Genomic DNA, 20,680 nt, shown 5'->3' with positions numbered 1-20,680 from the left:
TGTATTCATATTTCCCAATTAATGCTCTTGTCAGGCGTCCGGGTTACCCGCTTTCGAAGAAGGTTCTTTCGGCATTAGCATCGACTCCATCTGCTGAGCCTCCTTGCCGATTACACGTTCAGACAATGCATTAATCTCTTCCAGGGTTAACGTCGACAAGACTTTGTCCGGATGAAGAACGGCTTGAGGATCTGCACCAAACAGTACGTAGCTGCTGAGCATTCGAGCTTGCTCCTGTGGATTAGTCAGCCCCGGCGTGAGTGCTGTTGCCAATTGTGATTTCGCCACCGCAAACTCTTCGGCTGTAAAGCCCGCTCTTGCCTTTTCCAGTACTTGTCTAGTGCTTGCACGCACAGCATCAAGCTTACCGGGCGCTGCATTTACCGTAAATATCACCAATGTCTCACCACTACCATCAGACCAGATCAATTGAGCTGACGGATCATAACCTAATCCATGGGCATTACGCAGTTCATCCCGGTACCTCTTGTTCAATAGCCGATCGAGTATATCTGCTGTGAATCTATCTTTGGTGCTTTTGGGCTTACCTTGAGAAAGTAAATGCACCTGATAAGTGAGCGTATTGTCTACCGCTTCCGCAACTTGCTTAGATGCTGTCGATACCTTTGGATTGGTTCGGTAATCCGTAATGACAGGGGCAATAGCAGATGAGCCAGACTCAGCCTCAAAAGAAATACCCGCCACATAGCGTCTAAGCAGTCTGTTGAAATCACTGACTTCAATATCGGCACTGACAACCAAGGTAAAATTCCGTTTCTTCCGCATCAAGGTATCAACAACTGACTGCACCTGATCCGGTGACACTTGCTGGATATCCTCCCCCGTCGGCAATTGCAATGTACTATCAGCAGGATAAAGCGTTCCAACTACCTGGCTGACATAGCTGCCAAGTGGAGAAGATAACCAGTTCCCCTGCTCAACAACACTCTCTTGCTGGACAGCAGAAAAATACTGCTCGTCGACTTTGGCAGCCGTCATCGCCTGATACAGCACCGAGAGAGCAAATGGTAACTCCTGTTTGGCCGTCTCACTGTATAAACCATGAGAGGTTTCCCACAATACTGATTCAACATAGGTGTTGTGGCGAACAAGCAACTGCTCAAGTTTTGAGGCAGAAATACCTGCCAACCCACTGCGAGCAAGTACCGAAGGGGCTAATGTACTCGCATAACGTAATTCAGATGGCAATGCCGCCATCCCCCCGGATGACATCAAGTATACATAGGCTCTGTCACCGGCTTCAGGCATCTGTCGTAACCAAACGTCAATGCCATTTTCCAGTGTCCAGCGATGGGTTGTAGGCTCTAACTCCTCGTAAAAAGTAATTTCGCCGCCCTTTTCAGGCATCGGAATATCCATCGCTGAAGACGCCATTATCAGCGCCTTGCCTTTGGCTGAGAACTGCTTTGTAAACTGAGTAAATGTCGCTTTGGCTTTGCTCGCGCCTTCTTCCCTTGTAACCACAAATACTGGTTTATTACGTGACTCACTGAGATACGAATTGATTGCCTTATTCAGTTTCGCTTGATTCAATTGGTCTACAAAGTTTTGTAACTGGCTACGAACATCCTCTTTCGATTGCTGGGTCTTTCCCAGAATGAGTGCGTTAAGGCGATCCTCAGAATAATCAACCGCTCGTTTGTTCAACCATTGTGTATCCAGGCCATTAATCTCATTCAAAAATGAATCCTTAACCGACTCAAACTCAAAGGTACCGACTCCGTGGTCACGCAAGCTGGCAAGTTCTTCAGCAAAGAACTGTTGCGCTATCAACCGATCAGACTCGGCAAAGTCAGCACCTATCGCCCCTATATAACGATCAATCACAAGGGTGGGAAAGCTATATGAGCCAAGCAATGGTGACTGGGTTTCAATATGTCGATCATTCAATCGACGACTGATAGCCCGAAGCACCGCATCCTCAAGAAGCATTGTCTGGTATTGCAAATCTGTCGTTACACGACTGTCACCCAATTCAATCAGAAGGCTTATTCCGGCTTGCTGGCCAGCGGCCCCTGTGAGATATAGAGGGTCAGGTGTCAGACTCGCGATCCCTTCATCACCAGACTCAATAGCGGCGTTATCAATATCAACATCTTCTCCTGCCCTCCCACCTACAAAGTTTGCTGTATTGAAATATCGAGCAATCATCGGCTCTAAGCGCTGGTTATCGATGTTACCGGTAATAATCAACTCAGTGTTCTGAGGCCGATAATGTGCCTGGTAAAACGCTAGCAATCCTTCACGGTTTATATTCTTGACGCTGTCTTGAGTCCCGAGAACATCAATGCCGTCATAGCGACTGCCTTGCAGCAAGGCTTCAAAGGCCTTTAGCTCTGCTGGCTTGTCACCACGTTGCCTTAATCGAAATTCGCCTAATACTGCGCCTTTTTCATTTTCAAGAAGCGCTGGATCCAACGTCAACTTGCCAGTGGCTATATCACTCAACCAGACAATGGCGTCTTCCATGCGCTTATTATCAGGAAGATCGATTTGGTAGCTCGTAACATCATGAGAGGTAAATGCGTTCAGATCATCGCCAAACGTCACACCGGCACCGACGAACAAAGATTCAACTTTTCCGGCATCAAAACCGTCACTGCCCAAGAAAGCCATATGCTCAAGGAAATGCGCATACCCTGCCTGCTCAGCGGCTTCATCCACTGCACCCGCATGAACCAATAAGCGAAATGAAACAGGTGCTCCGCTAACGGACCGTAAATGATACTTCAGGCCATTATCCAACTGACCTTGCTGCCACTGGCTATCCTCCACCAGCGGTTGTGAGTCCGGCACTTGATTACAAGCCACCAGCAGTAATGAAGCAGCTATAACCCCACAACATCTAACTAGCCTTTTTCCATCCATACAATAAGACTCAACTTATATTCAACCAGTCAACTATCATACGCTCACACATAGATGGTACAAATGATTATTTTTGATACGAATTAACGGATTAAGCTGAATTCACAATATAAAAAAAACGGCTCCTTCAGAAGGAGCCGTTTTAACTCAGATAGCCTGAAATATACGGCTACTTTATTGCTATCTCAATGATTATTACAGCGAACAACCTGCTGGCGTAGAATTGTCCCTCGGCCAGACAGTGGCAGCATCTGCCAAAGACAGCGGCAAGAATACTAACCCGGCACTCATCGCCGCTGGCGGCAGGTCATCTTCAAGTACATACATTCCCGTATTGACAGTACCTCCCTTGGCATTTGCTGTCACCTGGCTGGCCGCCAAACTGGTATAACGTAACCCGAACATATCGAAATATGGACGCCAGTCCTGATTTGTCAGCTTGCTGAGCGATATCAGCATAAAATCATTGCCTGGTATTGCTGCAACAGTTTTACCACCATAGGTGTTGTCACCACTATAAGGGAACGAACTAAAACCAAGTCTTTCTCGGTTATTCAGCCAATCTGTTTCATTGGCAGCATACTGGCCGAAAATGCGACTATGGAGATACAACAAAGTAAACATGTCGAAGCCATTATCTAGCCTGTCGCCGGTACTCATCACTTGCTGGTCAGTGCGAAGCGCCATCTGAATGTAAAATGCCATGCGGTAGCCATTATGAGTTGCATACGCATTGCTTTTCCATGGCACAGTGAAACGATCGCTTCCTGCATCCATAACCGTACATTTTCTTCCCAGTACAACACGCTCGTCTGAACTATTTTTAACTTCTGCTGCATCAGACATAAAAACATAGAAAAGATCTTTATGGTTCATATGCCCGTCAGTCACTGTCGTCGTATTTCCATCACGTTGATAGTGAGACTTCCACTTCACATAGTACGGGAAGATATTGTTTGAGTTTTCACCTGCCCGAGAGCTGTATTTAGTCCAGTCTTCGGTCTCGGCAGCTTCTACATAATGCACATTCAGCCGGTTAGTTTGCAGGTTATGGCCTAACTCATGGTTATCTCCCCAACCAGTTGGCGAAATAGTCCATGAGGCATCCCAAGGGTTACCGCTACAGCCACTACCACATTGGGCATTCTGATCGTAGTTTGCATGCTGAATGATTTTGCGGGTATGTAACTCCGGATTAAAACAATCGGTATTACCAAATAAATTTCGGCACACCGTTTTCACATCTTCGGGTAACGACTCTTCCAGCGTTTTACCTTGAATCTTATACCCTGCCAAGGTGTAAACGCTGTTGATATGATCATCTTGAATCGACTTCAACAACGCCGTTACGGAAGGGATCTCAGCACCAATGGCCCCAAGGAAACGATCACGGCGTAAATGCTGCTCCGCACCATCAGTTCGTAAATCCACATGCGGCAGCTCTGTGTTTTCAATCAGCTGATTAAAGAGCGTTATTTCGCTCGGATCACTAAAGTCCATGATTGCCGGGTGCTTAGTAACACCGGCTATATTCAGATTCACTTCAACAGGTGTCGCACTTCCCTCAAGATGCGCATAAATCGGCCCACCATAAGGAGTAGAAAAAGTCACCGTTTCACCTGCACTGACCGTTATGCGCTGCTGAGTGAGTTCCAGCGGCCCTCGATAGACTTTCGTACTGAACACCCTGTTAGTATTGCTGCGATGGTAGTTAAGCTTCATAGCCAAAGTAGCGTCACTACTATCAGTACGCGTCACAGTGATCATTTTTCCCGGTAAGGCATACCAACCCGTTGTCGTCCATTGTCCAGAGTAAGGCACCTGTACGGCTCGGCTTTCCTGAATAGTCTCAGGATAGGCATAATGGGCATTGCTAGCTTTAACGACATTCGATCTGTCTGTGACATATTCTCCCAAGTCAGGTTGCGCGATATTTTTGTCACGGGCATAACTGACCGTCCAGTCTGCAAACATGGCTTGCTGCCAATCAGACGGGCTGTCCTGAGCAATCGGATAATCAATTGTCGCGCGGTATTTATCTGCCAGTAACAATCCGGCGCGAATTAGCGGGAAAGTTTCAGTGTCAAACGCTTTGAGATTATTGCGATCTAGCGCAATCGCGGCCTGACGGAACCAATCGGCACCAGTTTTAAATTCAGCCTGAAAACCAGCTTCAGTGCAATTGATAAAGTTTTTATTGCACTGATCCAGTGACGCCATATCAAACTGACCCGCTTCGAGCTTGGTCAATAAAGTGCTCGCTGCCAACAGTTGGGGATCCGGTGCTTTTATCTCATCAACAGCCAGGTTGTCAGCCAGATGTTCGCTCCAATAGTTCCCGGCCGTGTTCAATCCCATATAACGATAGACAGGTGCCGCCATTGGGCTCTCGGTGCGCCAGTAGTTTAAGACCAACAACGGGATTTGCAGACGCTTGGCTTTCTCGATAGCCGCACTAACCCCAGCATAGCCACGGTTCGCTCGGTCAATATCACTCAGAATGATAAGATCAGGCTGCTGCTCATCAATACAGGTCGACAGTGCTTCATAATCACAACTATTTTCAGTATTAATCACGTGCTGGCTAGGAAAGTGGTTGTTAAGCCAAGTTCGGATACCTTCATTATGCGGGAAATACCAGCTGTCAGCCTTACTCGAGACATGGGTTGTCACAAGAGACAGGGATCGCTGCGGATCACTGTTTTTTGTCAACCAGTTAACCAAGTTCATCAAAAGTTGATCGGTTGCTGTTGAAGAATCAACCGAGAACATACTGGCGCTCATAGCAGCATAGCGGTGTTCCCCTTGCTGACCGGCATAAACCAGCCCCTCGGAAGATGGTGTCCCGCTTTCTTTTTGGTTTGAGCGTAGCACCATGAAGGTGTTTTCCGGCATAAAGCTTGAGAAGGTAATGCTGTCATGGCTTGGATGCCATGATATCGATGCTCCTACTCCCTGATACAACACATCCAACAATGCATTTCGCTGTAGCTTGCTGCTCTCAATATGGTTCTGGGCAAATTGAATCAATTCGCCAGACGAAGCTAACTGATGATCTTCGTTGTTTATTGCCGCCTGCGCATTGGTTACAAATGAAGCGGTAATTTTACAGTCGGTAGTAATCGCAGCCGTAGTATATTGCTGCCCGTTAAGCACCCCATTACAACCAGTAACCGAATCAATCTGAAAGCCCGGTTTGGGTGTTATCGTAAAGTGATAGATTTGTCCTGATACAACGGAAACACTCTGCGGAAGAATACTTCCCCCCGAAGAGCTGATCGACTTCAACTCGTACTTGGCTGCCTCCAATGGTTTCACAACAGGGGGGCTACTACTGCTAGCTTCACCGCCTCCATTGCAAGCTGTTAACAAGCAAAGACTTCCTATAGCAGCTATTCGCTGACAAGACTGAGCGTGCCTCATCAATTACCTCTTCTTATTATTGGTTGATATTAGCAAACTAGTGCTTTTGCTCAGCTAATTACAGTAGTTGGTTCAGTCTGTCAAAATATTTGGAATACAGACTGATACATTCATCGGCTTGATTCAAAAAATGCGGGGATTGACTCTTTTATATACGACAATGGATTGGTTAAGAACTGAATGAGTATTACACAAAAACAAGGTTATATTGGCTTCCTCAAAGCGCACAGTTACAATAAGGTCATTCTTATCGCCAGACTAAGGCTTATTTCGTGACAACCTCCCAGGCAGCCAACACTGTTATCGTCCTCGACTTCGAAACCACCGGACTCTCACCGAACATGGGCGATCGTGCCATTGAAATCGGTGCAGTTAAAATAGACAACGGCATCGTTGTGGATCGCTTTCAGCAATTGATGAATCCCGGCTTCAAAGTCAGCAGCTTTATTGCAGGCTATACCGGTATCACCAACCAAATGCTGCAACATGCTCCAGCCTGTGACGAAGTAATGGATCAGTTTGCCGATTTTATTGCCGGGTATAACCTTGTTGCTCACAACGCTTCCTTTGATCAGCGTTTCCTCGATGCCGAACTGGATAGCATAGGCCGAAGCTATGATGGGCAGTTCGCCTGCTCCATGCTCATTGCTCGCCGTTTGTACCAGCAGGCTCCAAACCATAAGCTCGGATCCCTAGTGGCCTATAAAGATATCGACAACGACGGCGTCTTCCACCGGGCCCTGGCAGATTCAGAAATGACGGCCAAACTGTGGCTGTTAATGCTGGAAGATTTAAAATCAGATCACCGGATCACCATGCCTGAATTTTCAGTGATGCAGAAGCTCTCCCGCACTGCAAAAGCGTCGGTTACTGCTTACCTGAAAAAACAAGCCTGCTGACAACTTCATCTATACATTTTGATATAACGAATAAGGAATAATGATGGGACTATTCGACGCACTATTAGGTAATGCCGGCGAAATGAGTAACGAAGAGGCAACGGAAGAGCTTGCCACCATACTCGGTGCCGATGAGCAGATTGAGCTTGCCTACAAGTTAATTCGAGACATGATTGTTCTGACAGATCGTCGTTTGATCTTGATAGACAAACAAGGCATGACAGGCAAAAAAGTAGAATACCGTTCGGTGCCTTTTAAATCTATCACTATGTATACCGTTGAAACGACGGGTCATTTCGATCTAGATGCAGAGCTAAAACTGTGGATTTCTGGCCAATCTGAGCCTATTGCTCTGGAATTTAACGGCAAAACCAACGTTTACGCAATGCAGGGACTGCTAGCGGCTAAAATTGCTGGCAAGTAACCTTAGCCTTGAGCCTTGAGCCTTGAGCCTTGAGATAAGACTCGAACATTGAAGTAAAAAGCCACGAATGCGTGGCTTTTTAGTACTGCAGAAAATCATCTTACTCGTTTGTTATATTTCGATTCAGAGTCTACAACTTCAGAATATCTTGTAGCCAGGCCGAAATATCACGGATCTGAGGCATGCAAACCTGATGCTCCATCGGATATGTTCGCCAGTTTGGTTTACAGCCAGCAGCCAGCAAATCACTGACTGCGTCCTCACCCATGGTAGGCAATACTACAGGATCATAGCTGCCATGCATCACTTCCAGCGGGATATGCCTGTTCGCTTCACTAATTGTGATAATGTCAGACGTCGGAAAATAGGTAGAAAGTGCAAGCAAACCAGCCAGCTTGTGCTGAAAGCTCAGTGCAGCATGATACGCGACTGCGCCGCCTTGTGAGAAGCCAGCAACCAATATGCGCTCACTATCAATATCACGTTCCATTTCACGCTCAATTAAATCAGTCACTCGCCTGGCCGAATCCAGAAGTTGTTCGGTATTCAGTTTTCGCCCTGCCCCCATTTCCAGAATGTCGTACCAGGCAGGCATCACTATTCCACCATTGATGGTCACGGCTAGCGATGGCGAATGAGGAAAGATAAAACGAACTGGTGCATCTAGCGGTAAGTTCAGCTCAGGCAAAATAGCCTCGAAGTCATGGCCGTTGGAACCGAGTCCATGCAGCCAAATGACGGCGGCGGTAGCTTCAACCTTTGGCTCTACTTCAACACACGATAAATAAGTCATGATTAATCGGTCTGTTAGATAGATCTGATAGATAGGTGCCATCACCTTACACCGAATAGAAACACCTTTACCACCTCGTTTGTAAAACGGGCACTACCTCTATGACGAATAACAAAAAACCACTGCGGAAATTACAGTGGTTCTATTGATCAGTTAACGGTTCTACGGCTATGTGTACAAGCTATTCAGGTACCACCCGAGCCGTGTTTCCATCTATGTTTACCCTGACTCTTTGCCCGACCTGAAAGATCATGCTCGGGTTGACCTCCTGTACAATCGCAATGGTATCACCATCATCCATCTTGATGGTCAGGTTGACACCGTCTCGTCGGGAAACACCTTCGGCCGCTTTACTACCGGCAACACCACCAAGTACACCACCACCGATTGCTGCGATATCCGAACCTGATCCCCCGCCGATTTTTGAACCAAGAATACCACCAACAGCTGCACCGGCTATGGCACCAACAACCTGCCCTTCGCCTTCAATGCTAACTGGCTCAGTTTTCATAATGGTCCCATATCGCACTTGTTGGATTGTCCGTGTATCGGCAACACCATAGGAGTCACCGTAAGGATTGTTGGAACAACCAGTGAACCCGAACATCGAAAGCATCAATACAACAGCGTAGAAACTCTTCACATCATCACCTGCCCGACAAAAACATCATTTCGATGCCATAAGTATAGCAAGGCGTTTATGCCACTCTTTACTCACAGCAACACTAGCTGTCGGCAACTAACTTTATTCCCAACACGACGAATACTGTCCCTACGAAACGATCGAGCCACTGACTAAGGAAGAAAGGCCATAAAGAAGGTAGCAACTTTCACGTTCTGTTTGTCACCACTATTCATATACACCTTGCCCAAGGTGGGTTCGATGTTCTGCATACCATTTCATTGAAACAGTAAAACACCGGTTCTTTGGCTGAATAAAAAACGATGTGCTAGGGGCGATAACTAATTTCGCATATTGTTTTAAACAAACCCATGAAAATTCAAAGCTATAGTTTTTAGCAACGTCCTTTGACATACTGATTAATGATAATACCAACGGTATTTCCTCCAGTTTCAATCAAGGAAGAAAAATGAAAGACGAAACGCTATCGATACACTACGGATACGAAACCGACCCGACAACCAAGTCTGTAGCTACACCAATTTATCAAACCGTGGCCTATGAATTTGATGATGCTCAGCATGGTGCAGATCTGTTCAACCTTGAAGTGCCGGGAAATATTTATACCCGAATCATGAACCCGACTAACGATGTACTAGAGCAGCGTATGGCTGCGTTGGAAGGCGGCATTGCCGGCCTTGTCGTCAGTGCAGGTAGTGCAGCAATTAACTATGCCATTCTCGCTTTGGCAGAAGCTGGCGATAACATTATTTCGACTCCCCAGCTCTATGGCGGCACCTATACCTTGTTTGCCCATATGCTGCCAAAACAAGGTATTGAAGTACGCTTTGCCAAAGACGACAAACCTGAAAGCCTAGCAGAGCTTATCGATGACAACACAAAAGCGGTTTACTGCGAAAGTATCGGTAACCCCGCCGGCAACATTGTCGATATTGAACGCATTGCCGAACTGGCTCACGCACAAGGTGTGCCGGTTATTGTCGACAACACAGTTGCCACGCCAGTCCTGTGTAAACCTATTCAGTTTGGTGCTGACATTGTGGTCCACTCCCTGACCAAATACGTTGGCGGGCACGGCACAACCCTCGGTGGCGTTATTGTTGATTCCGGCAAGTTCCCATGGGCACAACATAAAGACCGCTTCCCGGTGTTTAACCAACCTGAACCTTCGTATCACGGTGTCGTATATACCGAAGCCTTTGGTGATGCCGCGTTTATCGGCCGCGCCCGTACCGTACCTCTTCGTAATACCGGTTCGGCCCTGTCTCCGATGAATGCATTCATGCTCATTCAGGGGCTTGAAACCCTGCCATTGCGAATGGAACGCCACACTGAAAATGCGCTAAAAGTCGCCGAGTTCTTGAAAAGCCATGACCAAGTAAGTTGGGTTAGCTATGCCGGTCTGCCGGACTCACCGTATTATTCGTTGGCAGAAAAATACATGGCGGGTAAACCTTCGGCCATTTTATCTTTCGGTCTAAAAGACGGTTATGAGGCAGGTGTTCGCTTTTATGACAGCCTTAAAATCTTCAAGCGCCTAGTAAACATTGGTGATGCCAAATCACTTGCTTGTCACCCAGCATCAACAACTCACCGCCAACTGAGTGAAGAAGAACAGCGTCAAGCCGGGGTAAGCCCGGAGATGATCCGTCTCTCGGTAGGTATCGAGCATATCGATGATATCCTGGCAGATCTGGAGCAGGCTCTGAGTGCTTAACCTCATAAAGTAAGAACAGACACGTCTAATTGCCTGTGACATACCAACCATGTGGCCGCTAATGCTTCTAGCGGCTACATGTTTTAGGAGGCATACATGTATATCATGCCTGTTATATTCTCTCTGTTATAATGCCTGTGTTTACACCTCACAGAGATGCCCTATTTTGTCACACGATACCTGCTCATCTGTTCCTCACTCTGACACCATCAAAGTGGCGACCTTCAATTTATGCAATTACCTTGAACCACCTTATGCCTTCTATGACTTTGAAAATATCTACAGCCAGGACCAATGGCAGAAAAAGCAGGGCTGGATAAGCAACTACCTGATTAAACAACAACCGGATGTGATCGGCTTCCAGGAAGTATTCAGCCCAGAATCACTGCAACGGCTAGTTGAAAGACAGGGCTTTCCATACTTTGCTGTGATAGATGAAGCTGAACTCGTTGATGATTACATCTATCAGAGCCCGGTTGTAGCAATTGCTTCTCGCTACCCGATAAAAGCCACCTCACCCGTTAAACCGAACGCTGAACTGGCAAAATCGATGGGGTTACAGGGTGACTTTCAATTCAGCCGTCAACCGATAAGGGCAACAATCGATATTCCCCATTTTGGTCCATGCGATTGTTATGTTGTGCACTTCAAATCAAAACGTCCCGCCGACAGTGAAACCGACACACCTGCCGAGAGCAGCCACTATGTCATAGAAGCTCTTACCGCTGAAATTTCAGGAAGTTGGGCATCATCCATTCAACGAGGATCAGAGGCCGCACTGCTACTGACTGCAATCATCGAGCGCAAAGCACAGTCGGGAAACCCTGTATTATTGATGGGGGATTTCAACGACAATTTGCAAGACGGTGTGTTGCAACACCTTCTTACTCATACCGTTCGGGGCCGTTATCAGGCAAATATCGATCATCGACTTACCCCCTATCGGCTTCACGACAGCTGGGCATTGTTCCAGTCAGCCAATCAGCATCCAGAAAACAATGAAACTCAACAAACCCACCGCCCCTACAGCCATTATTTCGGCAACAAAGGCTCGGTATTGGATTACATTCTGCTGTCTTGCGAGTTTGATGCTGAATATCAAGAGAGTCTGGCGGAAGTGAGTAACTATCATACCTATGATCGGCACTTGATTAATCCCATTTTTGAACGAGACAGCCAGAGTACCGATCACGCCGTGATTACAGTAAGCCTTACACTGCGTTCGTAGTTGGGCGCTTCTGCCCCAAGCGAATGCCGTCACGAATGTTCAAGCCGATTAGCACAGCATTGATAAAGCCTGCAATCAGTTCAATAATTTGCACAGTCCAGAACACTTGGTCAAACTGGCCGTTAGCTGACCATACCGCTAGAAAGTATGCAGCAGGGATCAAAATGATGACCCCGTTAACCGCAGCCACTTTCATACGTAACTCTTTCTTGGCAAAGATCCCTTTGGGCTTAGCTTTATAGAGTTTCTTAGCAGTAATTCCAGTTGTCATCATGGCTATGACAAGTAAGAACACACAAGCCCAGATCGCTTGTTTCACCCGGGTAATCATCGCTAAATCACCCCATAGGTCGGCCACCACACTGCTGGTAAAAAAAGTTACGATAAGCAAGAGTGCGCAAACCGCCGCGTATTTATGTGCTTTCTTCAAAGTGCTTGGTTTCATAATTGCTTTCCTTTGTTACTTTTGCTCAGCTTACAACGCAATCATTGCGTACGCAACATTTGCAAATCAAACAATCAAAATCAACTCACAAAAGATGAAAATTAGAAAAGTCAGGGATCTTCCTAATAGCTTCCTAGAGGACCAAATCAGCATATACCGATTGAAAAGACGTGTGCACTTCCCTTATAGTGCCCAAAGCGATTGAATTAACTAAAAGATCATCATGAGTACAACCTTTGATCGACAAGAAAGTTTTGGCTGGTTAATAAATGTTGTTGCCAATAAAGCCGCTAAAACCTTTGATACCGAATTAAAAAAGCATGGGCTGTCTATTGCACTCTGGCCAACCATGATGTGTTTGTGGGAAGAAGAAGGTGTCACTCAGCGTGACATTTCACAAAAATCCAAGGTAGAGAACTCTACAACTACGCGAACACTAGACAAATTGGAAAAACTTGGGCTGGTTGAAAGGCGCGATGACCCAAACAGCCGCCGTTCATACAGGATCTATCTCACAGATAGAGGGAGAGCACTAAAAAACGAAGTGATTCATCTCCCTGTTGCCGTCAACCAAGAGATGTTGTCTTCACTTGATGAAAGTGAGCAAAAAACCATGATTAAACTACTTAAGAAAATGGTCACGGCAATCTAGTTAAACTTCACCATAACCGGCAAACCTTCAATTTTCAGTTTGTCGGGAATGGGCTCTTCCAGAATCAATTTCACCTTCAGCATACTTTTGTGGCCTTCAAAGGGCCCGGCCAACTGAGGCGGTATTTTATCGGCGAGTTCGACTTCCCGCCCAACTCTGGCCCTAAGCTCTTCGCCGCTCGAAAACTGAATAACGGCCTTCTCATCCTGCTGAACTTTTTCGATATATTTCGGCAGCACGTAAGCATTGACCTGATATTGATAAGCCCTTGCCAATAACAACAAAGGGGTTTCTTCAAAGACCCAGTCACCGGGTTTCACCAACACATCAACCACTCGCCCGTTACTAAAAGCAACAGGCTGAAGCTGGGTTAACCGGCTTTCCATTTCAGCCAGATCTCGCTTCAGCTCGTTCATTGCCATTGATTGCGCCCCAGCAGAAACCAGTTCCTGTATTTTTCTCATTTCGTCCACTTTGCGCTGCAGCGCCTGCTGATAGATCAACTGAGACTGAGTGCGAATTTGCAAAACAGCAGCAAAATCAGCACTCGAAACCAGGCTCTGCCTTTTATACTTGGCATACTCTTTAAACACCGTCTCTTGATTTTCCGCCCCTTCCTTGGCAATACGGATCTCTTCGTCAAGAGCTGCCATTTTGGCCTGATTATAACGGCGCCAGTCAAATTTCAACTGTGAGAGCTGATAACGCCGTTCAGCAATCCCCGCCCGAAGCAATGGTGAGGTCACCCTCATCAATGGCGTGCCTTGCTCAACCTCTTGCCCAATGAGCACAAAGACTTCGTCAATTTGTCCTTCACCACTGGCAACCACGAGCTGAGGCTCTGTTGTCACTATGCCGGGTGCGGTTGTGATCACCCAATCGCGGCCAACATACCAGAGCAAAAAAGCAACGGGACTGAATGTCAGAATCAGAATAAAATACCAACGGAGATTGAACGCAACCCGCTTAGCAGGCGCATAAGGCACCCTGACGCCTTCTTCTTTGGCGGCATCCTGCTGCTTGGGAGAATTGAACGTGACCTTCATCGAGACCTCTTGTCACTGCGCCCCTGCCACCAGCGAAAGCGATGACCCCGTTTAAGCACCCACCATGGCGCCATTCCACTTTCCTCATGGGAGCTACGGAAGATCTCGTTCAGCAGAGCGACGGCTGCCCACATCCTGACAGCAAAGGTATAAATGGGAAATAGCACAATCCAGAGTGCGATTTTCAAATCTTTCAACGGCCGCTCTGAAACTGCAATAACAAAGACCAGATAATTGATAATGGAAAACACCCAATAAATCAGATACAAACCAATAAGAATGGCGGCCACAAACTCCGAGGGATAGACAAAAACTAACCACCACATATAAATAGTGACCAGCAATGGCAAAACAATATTCTGACCAATGCCAAATACCAAGGTGTAGATAAACGTCTTCCAGCCTAGAATTCTAGGTGTCAGCGAAAAGATGTGTTTACGCAGATATAAGAACAACAGATCACCATCCCAGCGAAGCCGTTGCTGACCAAGAGTCTTGATGCTATTCGGTACATCTGTATGGCCAATCGCTTTTGGGGCGAACGCAATCTTCATTCCGGGATGACGTTGCAGATAGTGTTTGATTCTGACGGTTAGATCGAGGTCTTCTGCTGTATGGGTATCCCAGCCACCAATGCTTCGTAAAAAATCACGCCGGAATGCCCCAAACGCACCAGAGATATTGTTAATCAAATTCCATTCACTCAACCCGGTTTTGCCTCCGTGCATCGAGATCATATACTCGAACGCCTGCATCCGGGTTACCAGACTATCGTAGGTATTACGGACTCTCAGTGCTCCGCCAACAGCCGGTACATCAGGGTCATCAAAACAGCGCACTATCTCGTCAACCATATTGTTGTCAAAGGACGTATCGCCATCGACATTGATGATGATCTCTCCCTTTGCAACTGCCAGTCCCGAGTTCAGGGTCGATACCCGGCCACCGCGCTGCCATTTGGGCAACAGTACCAACTGCCGGTTTTTACAGCCTTCAAAGTTATGCAGGCAAGCCCGAGCGACCTGGTAGGTATGGGCATTTTGCTGTGCGCCATCAATAACGGCAATGATTTCAATCTGACCGGAATAAAGCTGTTCACGCAAGGTATCTACCGTCACCCTGATCGCCTCTCCCTCGGAATAGCAGGTGATAATACAAGAGACAACAGGCTGCTCACCGGGGCGCTTTAATGCTTCTTCCTTATACTGCCTGGAAAACCACTTCAATACTCCGCTCAGAGTCAGGATCATCAAAGGCACCTCGAATGCCAGCAACATCGGCAGCAGCATCGCCATCACCAATGGCGTATTGGCAATATTTCCGGCAAAATCAGTCAGGATGTAGCGGACGGTAAACCACCATTCATTCATAAGACATCACCGTCATAGTGAGTCACGGCTGATATCCATTCCTTCAACCAGTCTTCCGCTTTTATTCCTTCCGGCACAGGCAATGCCTGCACCTGTACAACCACCTCTAGCTTATCGAGGCCTTCGACTTCACTTAAACTGCCAATCCTGTCTCTAAGCGCTTCCCAGACATGCTCACTGGTGTGCGGTAACAGTAAAATTAAGATGTCATCAGAATACTGACACACCACATCAGTTTCCCTAAAAATTCCCTGCATGCGTTTGACCAGCTCCTTGAGACGCTCCTGAACCCGCAACAGGCCGAGATCGATTTTTACCTCTGATAAATTCGAGAGCCAAATCAGCATCACCGTATTATCACCGCCGTATCGGTTCTGGTTCGAGCTGGTCCACTGTAAGAGCCAGGGTAAATGGTCAACCGTAATAGGGGCCCCCCAGGCCAGAGGAAGGTGGAGCAGATGCGAACCTTCAAGGGCAATTTGACGTGCCAGTTTACCGACCTGAAACTCGCTAATAGGCGAGACCGTAAGATCATCAGGCGACTGTACTTCTCCGCAATCGTGGCAACGAACTTTGACGACAGCCTCAATAAAGCGGATATAGCAGGAATAACAGCTATAACGCTCCAAGGGGCGGTCATAGTCAACACCAATATGCCGGAGCTTAGTCGAGCACTTAGGACATTGCATCACTCCCGACTGGATAAACACGTCTTGATCATCGACGTAACCACATACAAAGCAATGCACCCCAGGTTTGAGGTGGATATCGATGCTATTACATTCAGGACAAACATCAACATAGTTCAAACGACCACTCTGGCAGTTTCTACAAAGACGAATTCTGTCGATGAGTTTACCGGGTAGCAGCAAATGGTGCTCCACTGCCCTCATCAGAGCAAGGTTTGACTCAATTCCGACCAGACAGTCCAATAACGGATAGCGATAACCTTTTTGATAAATAGCAGACCACACGGGTGTAAGGTGAAAATGAGAACGCGGCCAGCAATACCAGGCCAGCAAATCCAGAGGCTCGGGGTGAGGAGTCTTGTGCAATAACAAGAGTTTTTCAATAATTGACGGGATCCTGTGCCGCATTTGTTCCAGATACCCGTCTGATAATACGTCCGACATTTTACTCCGCGAAACGCAAAAGACCGGTTGCAGACGACGCACCTCATCACTACGTATTTTAAGCAGGATCTCATCTTGGCGAGCAGGCTCGACATTCACCAGCACAGAAGGATATATATCAATATTCCACTCATCTACCCGATCAACATTCGTTGGCAGTTCCGCTACCGGATCGCCAATCACCTGAATACTTGTATTCTTCTCTATTGATTCAGCCATCTGTACACTCGCCTCAACGTCAAAAAACTTCAAGGTCGACGCTTCAAGGTCATAGGAACTTCAGCGACAAACCAGCTTACCCCGGTTAACCGCTTCCATTGATGTCAGTGATAAAACCCTTTTAAGGCAATATGTTGTGTTATCAGTTTAGGCCGGATCTCCTCGAAATCTTTTGTTCGGTTCTGAGAAGAAAGTGATATTGCTCGGGCAAATTACGATTATAAATACTCAACATTATGATTTTTAGCATGTTTTAGAAACTTTCTGATAGCTATCTACTCACTTGTTTTGGCATAATCAGATATCTCAATTCGAAAGAGTACGACACTGATCCATGAATGCCTTATCCCCTACCAAACTGCTGTGCAGCGCAGTTATTCTTGCCGCATCCGGCCTGAGCTCCGCAGCGAATGCCGCCGCCAACTTCCCCTACAATTATTTTGAAGTTCGTGTGCCACTAAGTCCCGGGGGATTAGGTATTGCAGGTAGCCAGGAAATTCATCCCAATGCCCATATGATTGCCGAGGCCGAGAGTCATTTTGAAAATGACTGGACCATCGGTGCCGGATTAGGTTTCCATGCCGCCGTTAACCAGTTCACCGACTTAAACGGGCAAGTCAAGTTGCTGTCCTTCAAGAATGAAGAAAATGATAAATCGATGGGACGCCTGGCTTCTGAGCTGAACTTCGGCTTATCAGCCTGGATAATGCCCCAGCTTGAAACTGGCGGAAAGGTTGGTGTAATTGCTGCAGAGGAAGATATAACCATCTTTAGTCTCTATGCCCGCCTTCATACTGGCGATGCTTTTTCTATGGGGGCAGAGTGGCGGATTAAAGGTGTTAACGATCAGACGCTTGCTTTCTCGGTACGATACCCGTTTTAAGTCTATTATTGTCATGTCCGTTTTGGGGCTTACCGGCAAGCACTGCAGTTTATAAGTGATAAGGAAATCAACGATGTCTAAGAAAGTCTATTGTATTGCCCAGTTCCAGCCCAAGGCCGGGCGCGAACAGGAACTGTTCGAAGCCCTGCAAGCCTTGGAACCAAACACCCTGCGAGAAGATGGCTGTATCCAATATATTGTTACGCGCCACATTCCAAGCGATTTCGCTCCCGGAGAGTCATACCCGATAGCTTTCAATGAGATATGGGCCGATATGGCGGCCTTCGAGGCACACTGCCAGCGCGAAGAAATTCAGGGCTTTTTTGCCCGGCACTGTGAAGCCGAAACAGGGGCTGCCGAAAAATGGAATGTCTGTATTTATTCTGACGAACCAAGCAACTACGATGCACCTAAACTAGCCTAATCCAATTTAGCCTTCCTAATAGCCAGGGCAAATCAGTTCACCTTGAAATGAGTTGTCCTTTCTTTCTAAAAGTCCCTTAAGTGACAGAACTGTCATTATTCAACCAAGTGATGTGCGATAGCGCTCACAAGTTTATAAAACACAGATGCATATTGCATAACTTTAGCGATCTCCGTCACTCTAGCCCCTAAGTATTAGATTTAGAATCATCAACTAAATTCCAATGACAATACTAAGTTAAATGATGAAAAAACATATCTTAGCCTCTGCCATCTGCCTCTCACTTGCCGGTCAGGCCTTTGCCGCAGATGGAGACATCGTTGATGTCACCATTCTTGGTACTTCAGATATTCATGGCCATTTCATGCCATGGGACTACGCCAGTGACAAACTCAATATGCGCGGCAGCCTGAGCCAGATTGCCACCAAGGTAAAATCAATCCGTGATAAACAGGACAATGTGGTCCTGGTTGATGCCGGCGACACTATTCAAGGTAACTTCGTCGAGACATTCAAAGACGAACCGGTTGACCCTATGATGCTGGGCTTCAACGAAATGGACTACGATATTTGGGTACTGGGCAACCACGAATTCGACTTCGGCCTTAATGTACTTAATCGTTCATTGACTCAGTTTAAGGGCACGTCGCTAGGCGGTAACATCAAGCGCCCTGATGGCAACCCGTTCCTGCCTGCATACAAAATTATAGAAAAACAAGGTGTTAAAATCGGTTTCATTGGTATGGATACGCCAATGACACAAGTATTTGCCGAAGGTACGAACCGTCTCCAAGGCATGACGTTTACCAATCCGGCGCTCGAAGTGAAAAAAGTCATCAAGCAGATTGACGACAAAGTCGATGCTATTGTGCTTGTCGCGCATATGGGTATCGACAATGAAAATAACATCGAGGCAACCGGTGTCCGTGACATTGCCAAGGTCAACCCGGAACTCGATGCTATCGTAGCCGGTCACATGCATACTCGAATTGATAAGGTTACAATTAACGGCGTCATTATCACCGAGCCGGACAAATACGGCCGTGCCCTTTCCCGTGTCGATCTGCAGTTCGAAGAAAGAAATGGCCAATTCACGCTGGTGAACAAAGACAGCTACACCTACAAAATTAAAGGCACGGCTTCCGACGAGAAAATGGAAGAGTTGTATGCACCTTACCATAAGCGCCTACGTGAAAATGCAAACCGTGTAATTGCTGAACTTTCCGGTGTTGATCTGGTGCCAGAGAATGAAATCAAGGGAATTCCTCAGGTTCACATTCAGGATACAGGCATCAGTACGCTTTTCCAGGAAGCCAGCATGTACTATGCGCCTAAGGCCAATGTTATCGCTCTGCAGATCGATAACGACAATGCCGAACTGGATGTAGGCAAAATCAAGGCGAAAGATATTGCCTACAACTACCAATATGCCGGCGGTGAAATCACCGTATACGAAATGACGGGCAAAGAGCTGAAGACCTACATGGAATGGTCTGCCGGTTACTTTAATAGCATTAAAGAAGGTGATGTTACCTACAGCTTTAACCCTGAGCGCCGTTCATCAAAATATTCAACCAATGACTTCTTTGCCGGGGTGACCTACACCATTGACCTGACAGAACCTGCTGGTCAACGAATCAAATCTCTGAAGTTTAGCGATGGCAACATGATCACTGACACCACGCCTATTCGTATCGGTATGAATAGCTACCGTATGGGACACCTCACCAAAGCAGGCGGTGTACTTGAAGGACGTGATTTCCCGGTACTGTTCGATACTGAAGAAGAATACGGCGAAGACGCTGGCACAATTCGTAACCTGACCATTCGCTATCTAACCGAAGTGAAGAACGGCAAGTACGAAGGCAAGCCAATGCACCGTTGGGCACTGAGCGGACTGGAAGGCTTTGAGAAAGAGCGCAACATTGTTAAAGCGCTTATCAACGAAGGTAAAATTTCGGTACCGAGCAGCAAAAATGGCCGCTATACCAACACGGCATCCATTAACGTAAAAGATAAGATATTTACGACTAACGATGAATTCAAGCGTTATGTTGCCCAAATGGAGCAAAAGCTAAGCAGTAGCACTGAAGCGGCCGTTAAAGAACAGATTGAGCGGGAACTTATTATTGCCAAAGCTCTAAATAAAGCCTAAAACGTATAAAATAATGACTACAAGCCTCCGTGAAAACGGAGGCTTTTTTGTGCTCGCTATTCAATCAACAATCGCCGCCACATCAACTTTTCACTTTCAAGTCAATTCATTACATCTCCTATTTCAATGCCGACAGGTGTTTAAAGTTTGCTCGCAGTCTCAAATATTCAGCACTTAGCACACGAAATAATCTAATTGTGATATTTGGCCGTTTTTTAATACAAACTTACAATAAAATCCCAAAAACAAACAACAAAAGCAGTTCAACTATCCATTTTTCACAATTATAACCAGATAAGAAGCCAGGTTGATTATTCAAATTCAAATCTAATTAACA

General features: G+C 46.6%; 16 protein-coding genes. 8 read left to right on the top strand and 8 right to left on the bottom strand.

Annotation, left to right across the window (positions count from 1 at the left end; genetic code table 11):
- Nucleotides 1-30: 30 nt before the first annotated feature.
- A complete protein-coding gene (locus EIZ48_RS05565) occupies nucleotides 31-2,817 on the bottom strand; it encodes a M16 family metallopeptidase (protein ID WP_338046897.1) in 2,787 nt (928 codons plus the stop codon).
- 267 nt (nucleotides 2,818-3,084) lie between these two features.
- Nucleotides 3,085-6,207 (bottom strand): ImpA family metalloprotease, encoded by a 3,123-nt coding sequence (locus EIZ48_RS05560; RefSeq protein ID WP_338046896.1) that lies wholly within the window; start codon nucleotides 6,205-6,207, stop codon nucleotides 3,085-3,087.
- Nucleotides 6,208-6,584: 377 nt separating this feature from the next.
- Here EIZ48_RS05560 and EIZ48_RS05555 point away from each other — a divergent pair, with 377 nt between their 5' ends.
- Together EIZ48_RS05555 and EIZ48_RS05550 are read left to right on the top strand one after the other, a co-directional pair.
- The gene (locus tag EIZ48_RS05555) at nucleotides 6,585-7,211 is read left to right on the top strand and encodes an exonuclease domain-containing protein (RefSeq protein WP_160649123.1); all 627 of its coding nucleotides are present in this window, start codon (nucleotides 6,585-6,587) and stop codon (nucleotides 7,209-7,211) included.
- Nucleotides 7,212-7,254: 43 nt separating this feature from the next.
- Complete coding sequence (locus EIZ48_RS05550) at nucleotides 7,255-7,635, top strand: PH domain-containing protein (protein WP_075767428.1); 381 nt, start codon at nucleotides 7,255-7,257, stop codon at nucleotides 7,633-7,635.
- Between the two features lie 130 nt (nucleotides 7,636-7,765).
- On the opposite strand, the gene EIZ48_RS05545 is transcribed toward EIZ48_RS05550, so the two are convergent.
- Both EIZ48_RS05545 and EIZ48_RS05540 read right to left on the bottom strand, forming a co-directional pair.
- A complete protein-coding gene (locus tag EIZ48_RS05545; protein WP_160649121.1) occupies nucleotides 7,766-8,428 on the bottom strand; it encodes an alpha/beta hydrolase in 663 nt (220 codons plus the stop codon).
- A 181-nt stretch (nucleotides 8,429-8,609) separates the two neighbouring features.
- On the bottom strand, nucleotides 8,610-9,044 hold the full coding sequence (locus EIZ48_RS05540) for an outer membrane lipoprotein (protein ID WP_160649468.1): 435 nt from the start codon (nucleotides 9,042-9,044) through the stop codon (nucleotides 8,610-8,612).
- Between the two features lie 475 nt (nucleotides 9,045-9,519).
- Between EIZ48_RS05540 and EIZ48_RS05535 the strand changes: the two genes are divergently transcribed.
- Both EIZ48_RS05535 and EIZ48_RS05530 read left to right on the top strand, forming a co-directional pair.
- Nucleotides 9,520-10,788 carry an O-acetylhomoserine aminocarboxypropyltransferase/cysteine synthase family protein gene (locus tag EIZ48_RS05535; RefSeq protein ID WP_160649119.1) on the top strand — a complete coding sequence of 423 codons (1,269 nt, stop codon included), beginning with the start codon at nucleotides 9,520-9,522 and terminating at the stop codon, nucleotides 10,786-10,788.
- A 166-nt stretch (nucleotides 10,789-10,954) separates the two neighbouring features.
- A complete protein-coding gene (locus EIZ48_RS05530) occupies nucleotides 10,955-12,016 on the top strand; it encodes an endonuclease/exonuclease/phosphatase family protein (RefSeq protein ID WP_240152883.1) in 1,062 nt (353 codons plus the stop codon).
- Here the strand turns inward: EIZ48_RS05530 and EIZ48_RS05525 are convergent.
- Nucleotides 12,000-12,461 carry a hypothetical protein gene (locus tag EIZ48_RS05525; RefSeq protein WP_160649115.1) on the bottom strand — a complete coding sequence of 154 codons (462 nt, stop codon included), beginning with the start codon at nucleotides 12,459-12,461 and terminating at the stop codon, nucleotides 12,000-12,002. The genes EIZ48_RS05530 and EIZ48_RS05525 overlap by 17 nt on opposite strands.
- Before the next feature lie 223 nt (nucleotides 12,462-12,684).
- Between EIZ48_RS05525 and EIZ48_RS05520 the strand changes: the two genes are divergently transcribed.
- Complete coding sequence (locus EIZ48_RS05520) at nucleotides 12,685-13,113, top strand: MarR family winged helix-turn-helix transcriptional regulator (RefSeq protein ID WP_160649113.1); 429 nt, start codon at nucleotides 12,685-12,687, stop codon at nucleotides 13,111-13,113.
- On the opposite strand, the gene EIZ48_RS05515 is transcribed toward EIZ48_RS05520, so the two are convergent.
- From EIZ48_RS05515 to EIZ48_RS05505, 3 genes are read right to left on the bottom strand one after another with little or no spacing between them, the layout of a single operon-like run.
- A complete protein-coding gene (locus EIZ48_RS05515) occupies nucleotides 13,110-14,159 on the bottom strand; it encodes an HlyD family secretion protein (protein WP_160649111.1) in 1,050 nt (349 codons plus the stop codon). The genes EIZ48_RS05520 and EIZ48_RS05515 overlap by 4 nt on opposite strands.
- Nucleotides 14,156-15,529 (bottom strand): glycosyltransferase family 2 protein, encoded by a 1,374-nt coding sequence (locus EIZ48_RS05510; RefSeq protein WP_160649109.1) that lies wholly within the window; start codon nucleotides 15,527-15,529, stop codon nucleotides 14,156-14,158. The genes EIZ48_RS05515 and EIZ48_RS05510 overlap by 4 nt, the downstream gene beginning before the upstream one ends.
- A complete protein-coding gene (locus tag EIZ48_RS05505) occupies nucleotides 15,526-16,881 on the bottom strand; it encodes a TackOD1 domain-containing metal-binding protein (RefSeq protein ID WP_160649107.1) in 1,356 nt (451 codons plus the stop codon). The genes EIZ48_RS05510 and EIZ48_RS05505 overlap by 4 nt, the downstream gene beginning before the upstream one ends.
- A gap of 334 nt (nucleotides 16,882-17,215) precedes the next feature.
- Between EIZ48_RS05505 and EIZ48_RS05500 the strand changes: the two genes are divergently transcribed.
- The 3 genes from EIZ48_RS05500 (at nucleotide 17,216) to EIZ48_RS05490 (ending at nucleotide 20,343) form a co-directional block, all read left to right on the top strand.
- On the top strand, nucleotides 17,216-17,764 hold the full coding sequence (locus EIZ48_RS05500; protein ID WP_160649105.1) for a hypothetical protein: 549 nt from the start codon (nucleotides 17,216-17,218) through the stop codon (nucleotides 17,762-17,764).
- 73 nt (nucleotides 17,765-17,837) lie between these two features.
- Complete coding sequence (locus tag EIZ48_RS05495; protein WP_160649104.1) at nucleotides 17,838-18,188, top strand: putative quinol monooxygenase; 351 nt, start codon at nucleotides 17,838-17,840, stop codon at nucleotides 18,186-18,188.
- A gap of 244 nt (nucleotides 18,189-18,432) precedes the next feature.
- Nucleotides 18,433-20,343, top strand: coding sequence for a bifunctional metallophosphatase/5'-nucleotidase (locus tag EIZ48_RS05490; protein ID WP_160649102.1), 1,911 nt, complete (start codon nucleotides 18,433-18,435; stop codon nucleotides 20,341-20,343).
- Nucleotides 20,344-20,680: the final 337 nt, after the last annotated feature.

This window comes from Photobacterium alginatilyticum (assembly GCF_009910675.1).
Lineage (GTDB): Bacteria > Pseudomonadota > Gammaproteobacteria > Enterobacterales > Vibrionaceae > Photobacterium > Photobacterium alginatilyticum.
The sequence above is the reverse complement of the archived record's forward strand: the minus strand, read 5'-3'. Positions and strand labels throughout refer to the sequence as shown.

Bases quoted from the DNA above. Each gene is read 5' to 3' on its own strand.
- EIZ48_RS05545 (WP_160649121.1), bottom strand. From the start codon at position 8,428: ATGACTTATTTATCGTGTGTTGAAGTAGAGCCAAAGGTTGAAGCTACC.
- EIZ48_RS05515 (WP_160649111.1), bottom strand. From the start codon at position 14,159: ATGAAGGTCACGTTCAATTCTCCCAAGCAGCAGGATGCCGCCAAAGAA.
- EIZ48_RS05520 (WP_160649113.1), top strand. From the start codon at position 12,685: ATGAGTACAACCTTTGATCGACAAGAAAGTTTTGGCTGGTTAATAAAT.
- EIZ48_RS05500 (WP_160649105.1), top strand. From the start codon at position 17,216: ATGAATGCCTTATCCCCTACCAAACTGCTGTGCAGCGCAGTTATTCTT.
- EIZ48_RS05525 (WP_160649115.1), bottom strand. From the start codon at position 12,461: ATGAAACCAAGCACTTTGAAGAAAGCACATAAATACGCGGCGGTTTGC.
- EIZ48_RS05495 (WP_160649104.1), top strand. From the start codon at position 17,838: ATGTCTAAGAAAGTCTATTGTATTGCCCAGTTCCAGCCCAAGGCCGGG.
- EIZ48_RS05535 (WP_160649119.1), top strand. From the start codon at position 9,520: ATGAAAGACGAAACGCTATCGATACACTACGGATACGAAACCGACCCG.
- EIZ48_RS05490 (WP_160649102.1), top strand. From the start codon at position 18,433: ATGAAAAAACATATCTTAGCCTCTGCCATCTGCCTCTCACTTGCCGGT.
- EIZ48_RS05510 (WP_160649109.1), bottom strand. From the start codon at position 15,529: ATGAATGAATGGTGGTTTACCGTCCGCTACATCCTGACTGATTTTGCC.
- EIZ48_RS05540 (WP_160649468.1), bottom strand. From the start codon at position 9,044: ATGCTTTCGATGTTCGGGTTCACTGGTTGTTCCAACAATCCTTACGGT.
- EIZ48_RS05505 (WP_160649107.1), bottom strand. From the start codon at position 16,881: ATGGCTGAATCAATAGAGAAGAATACAAGTATTCAGGTGATTGGCGAT.
- EIZ48_RS05550 (WP_075767428.1), top strand. From the start codon at position 7,255: ATGGGACTATTCGACGCACTATTAGGTAATGCCGGCGAAATGAGTAAC.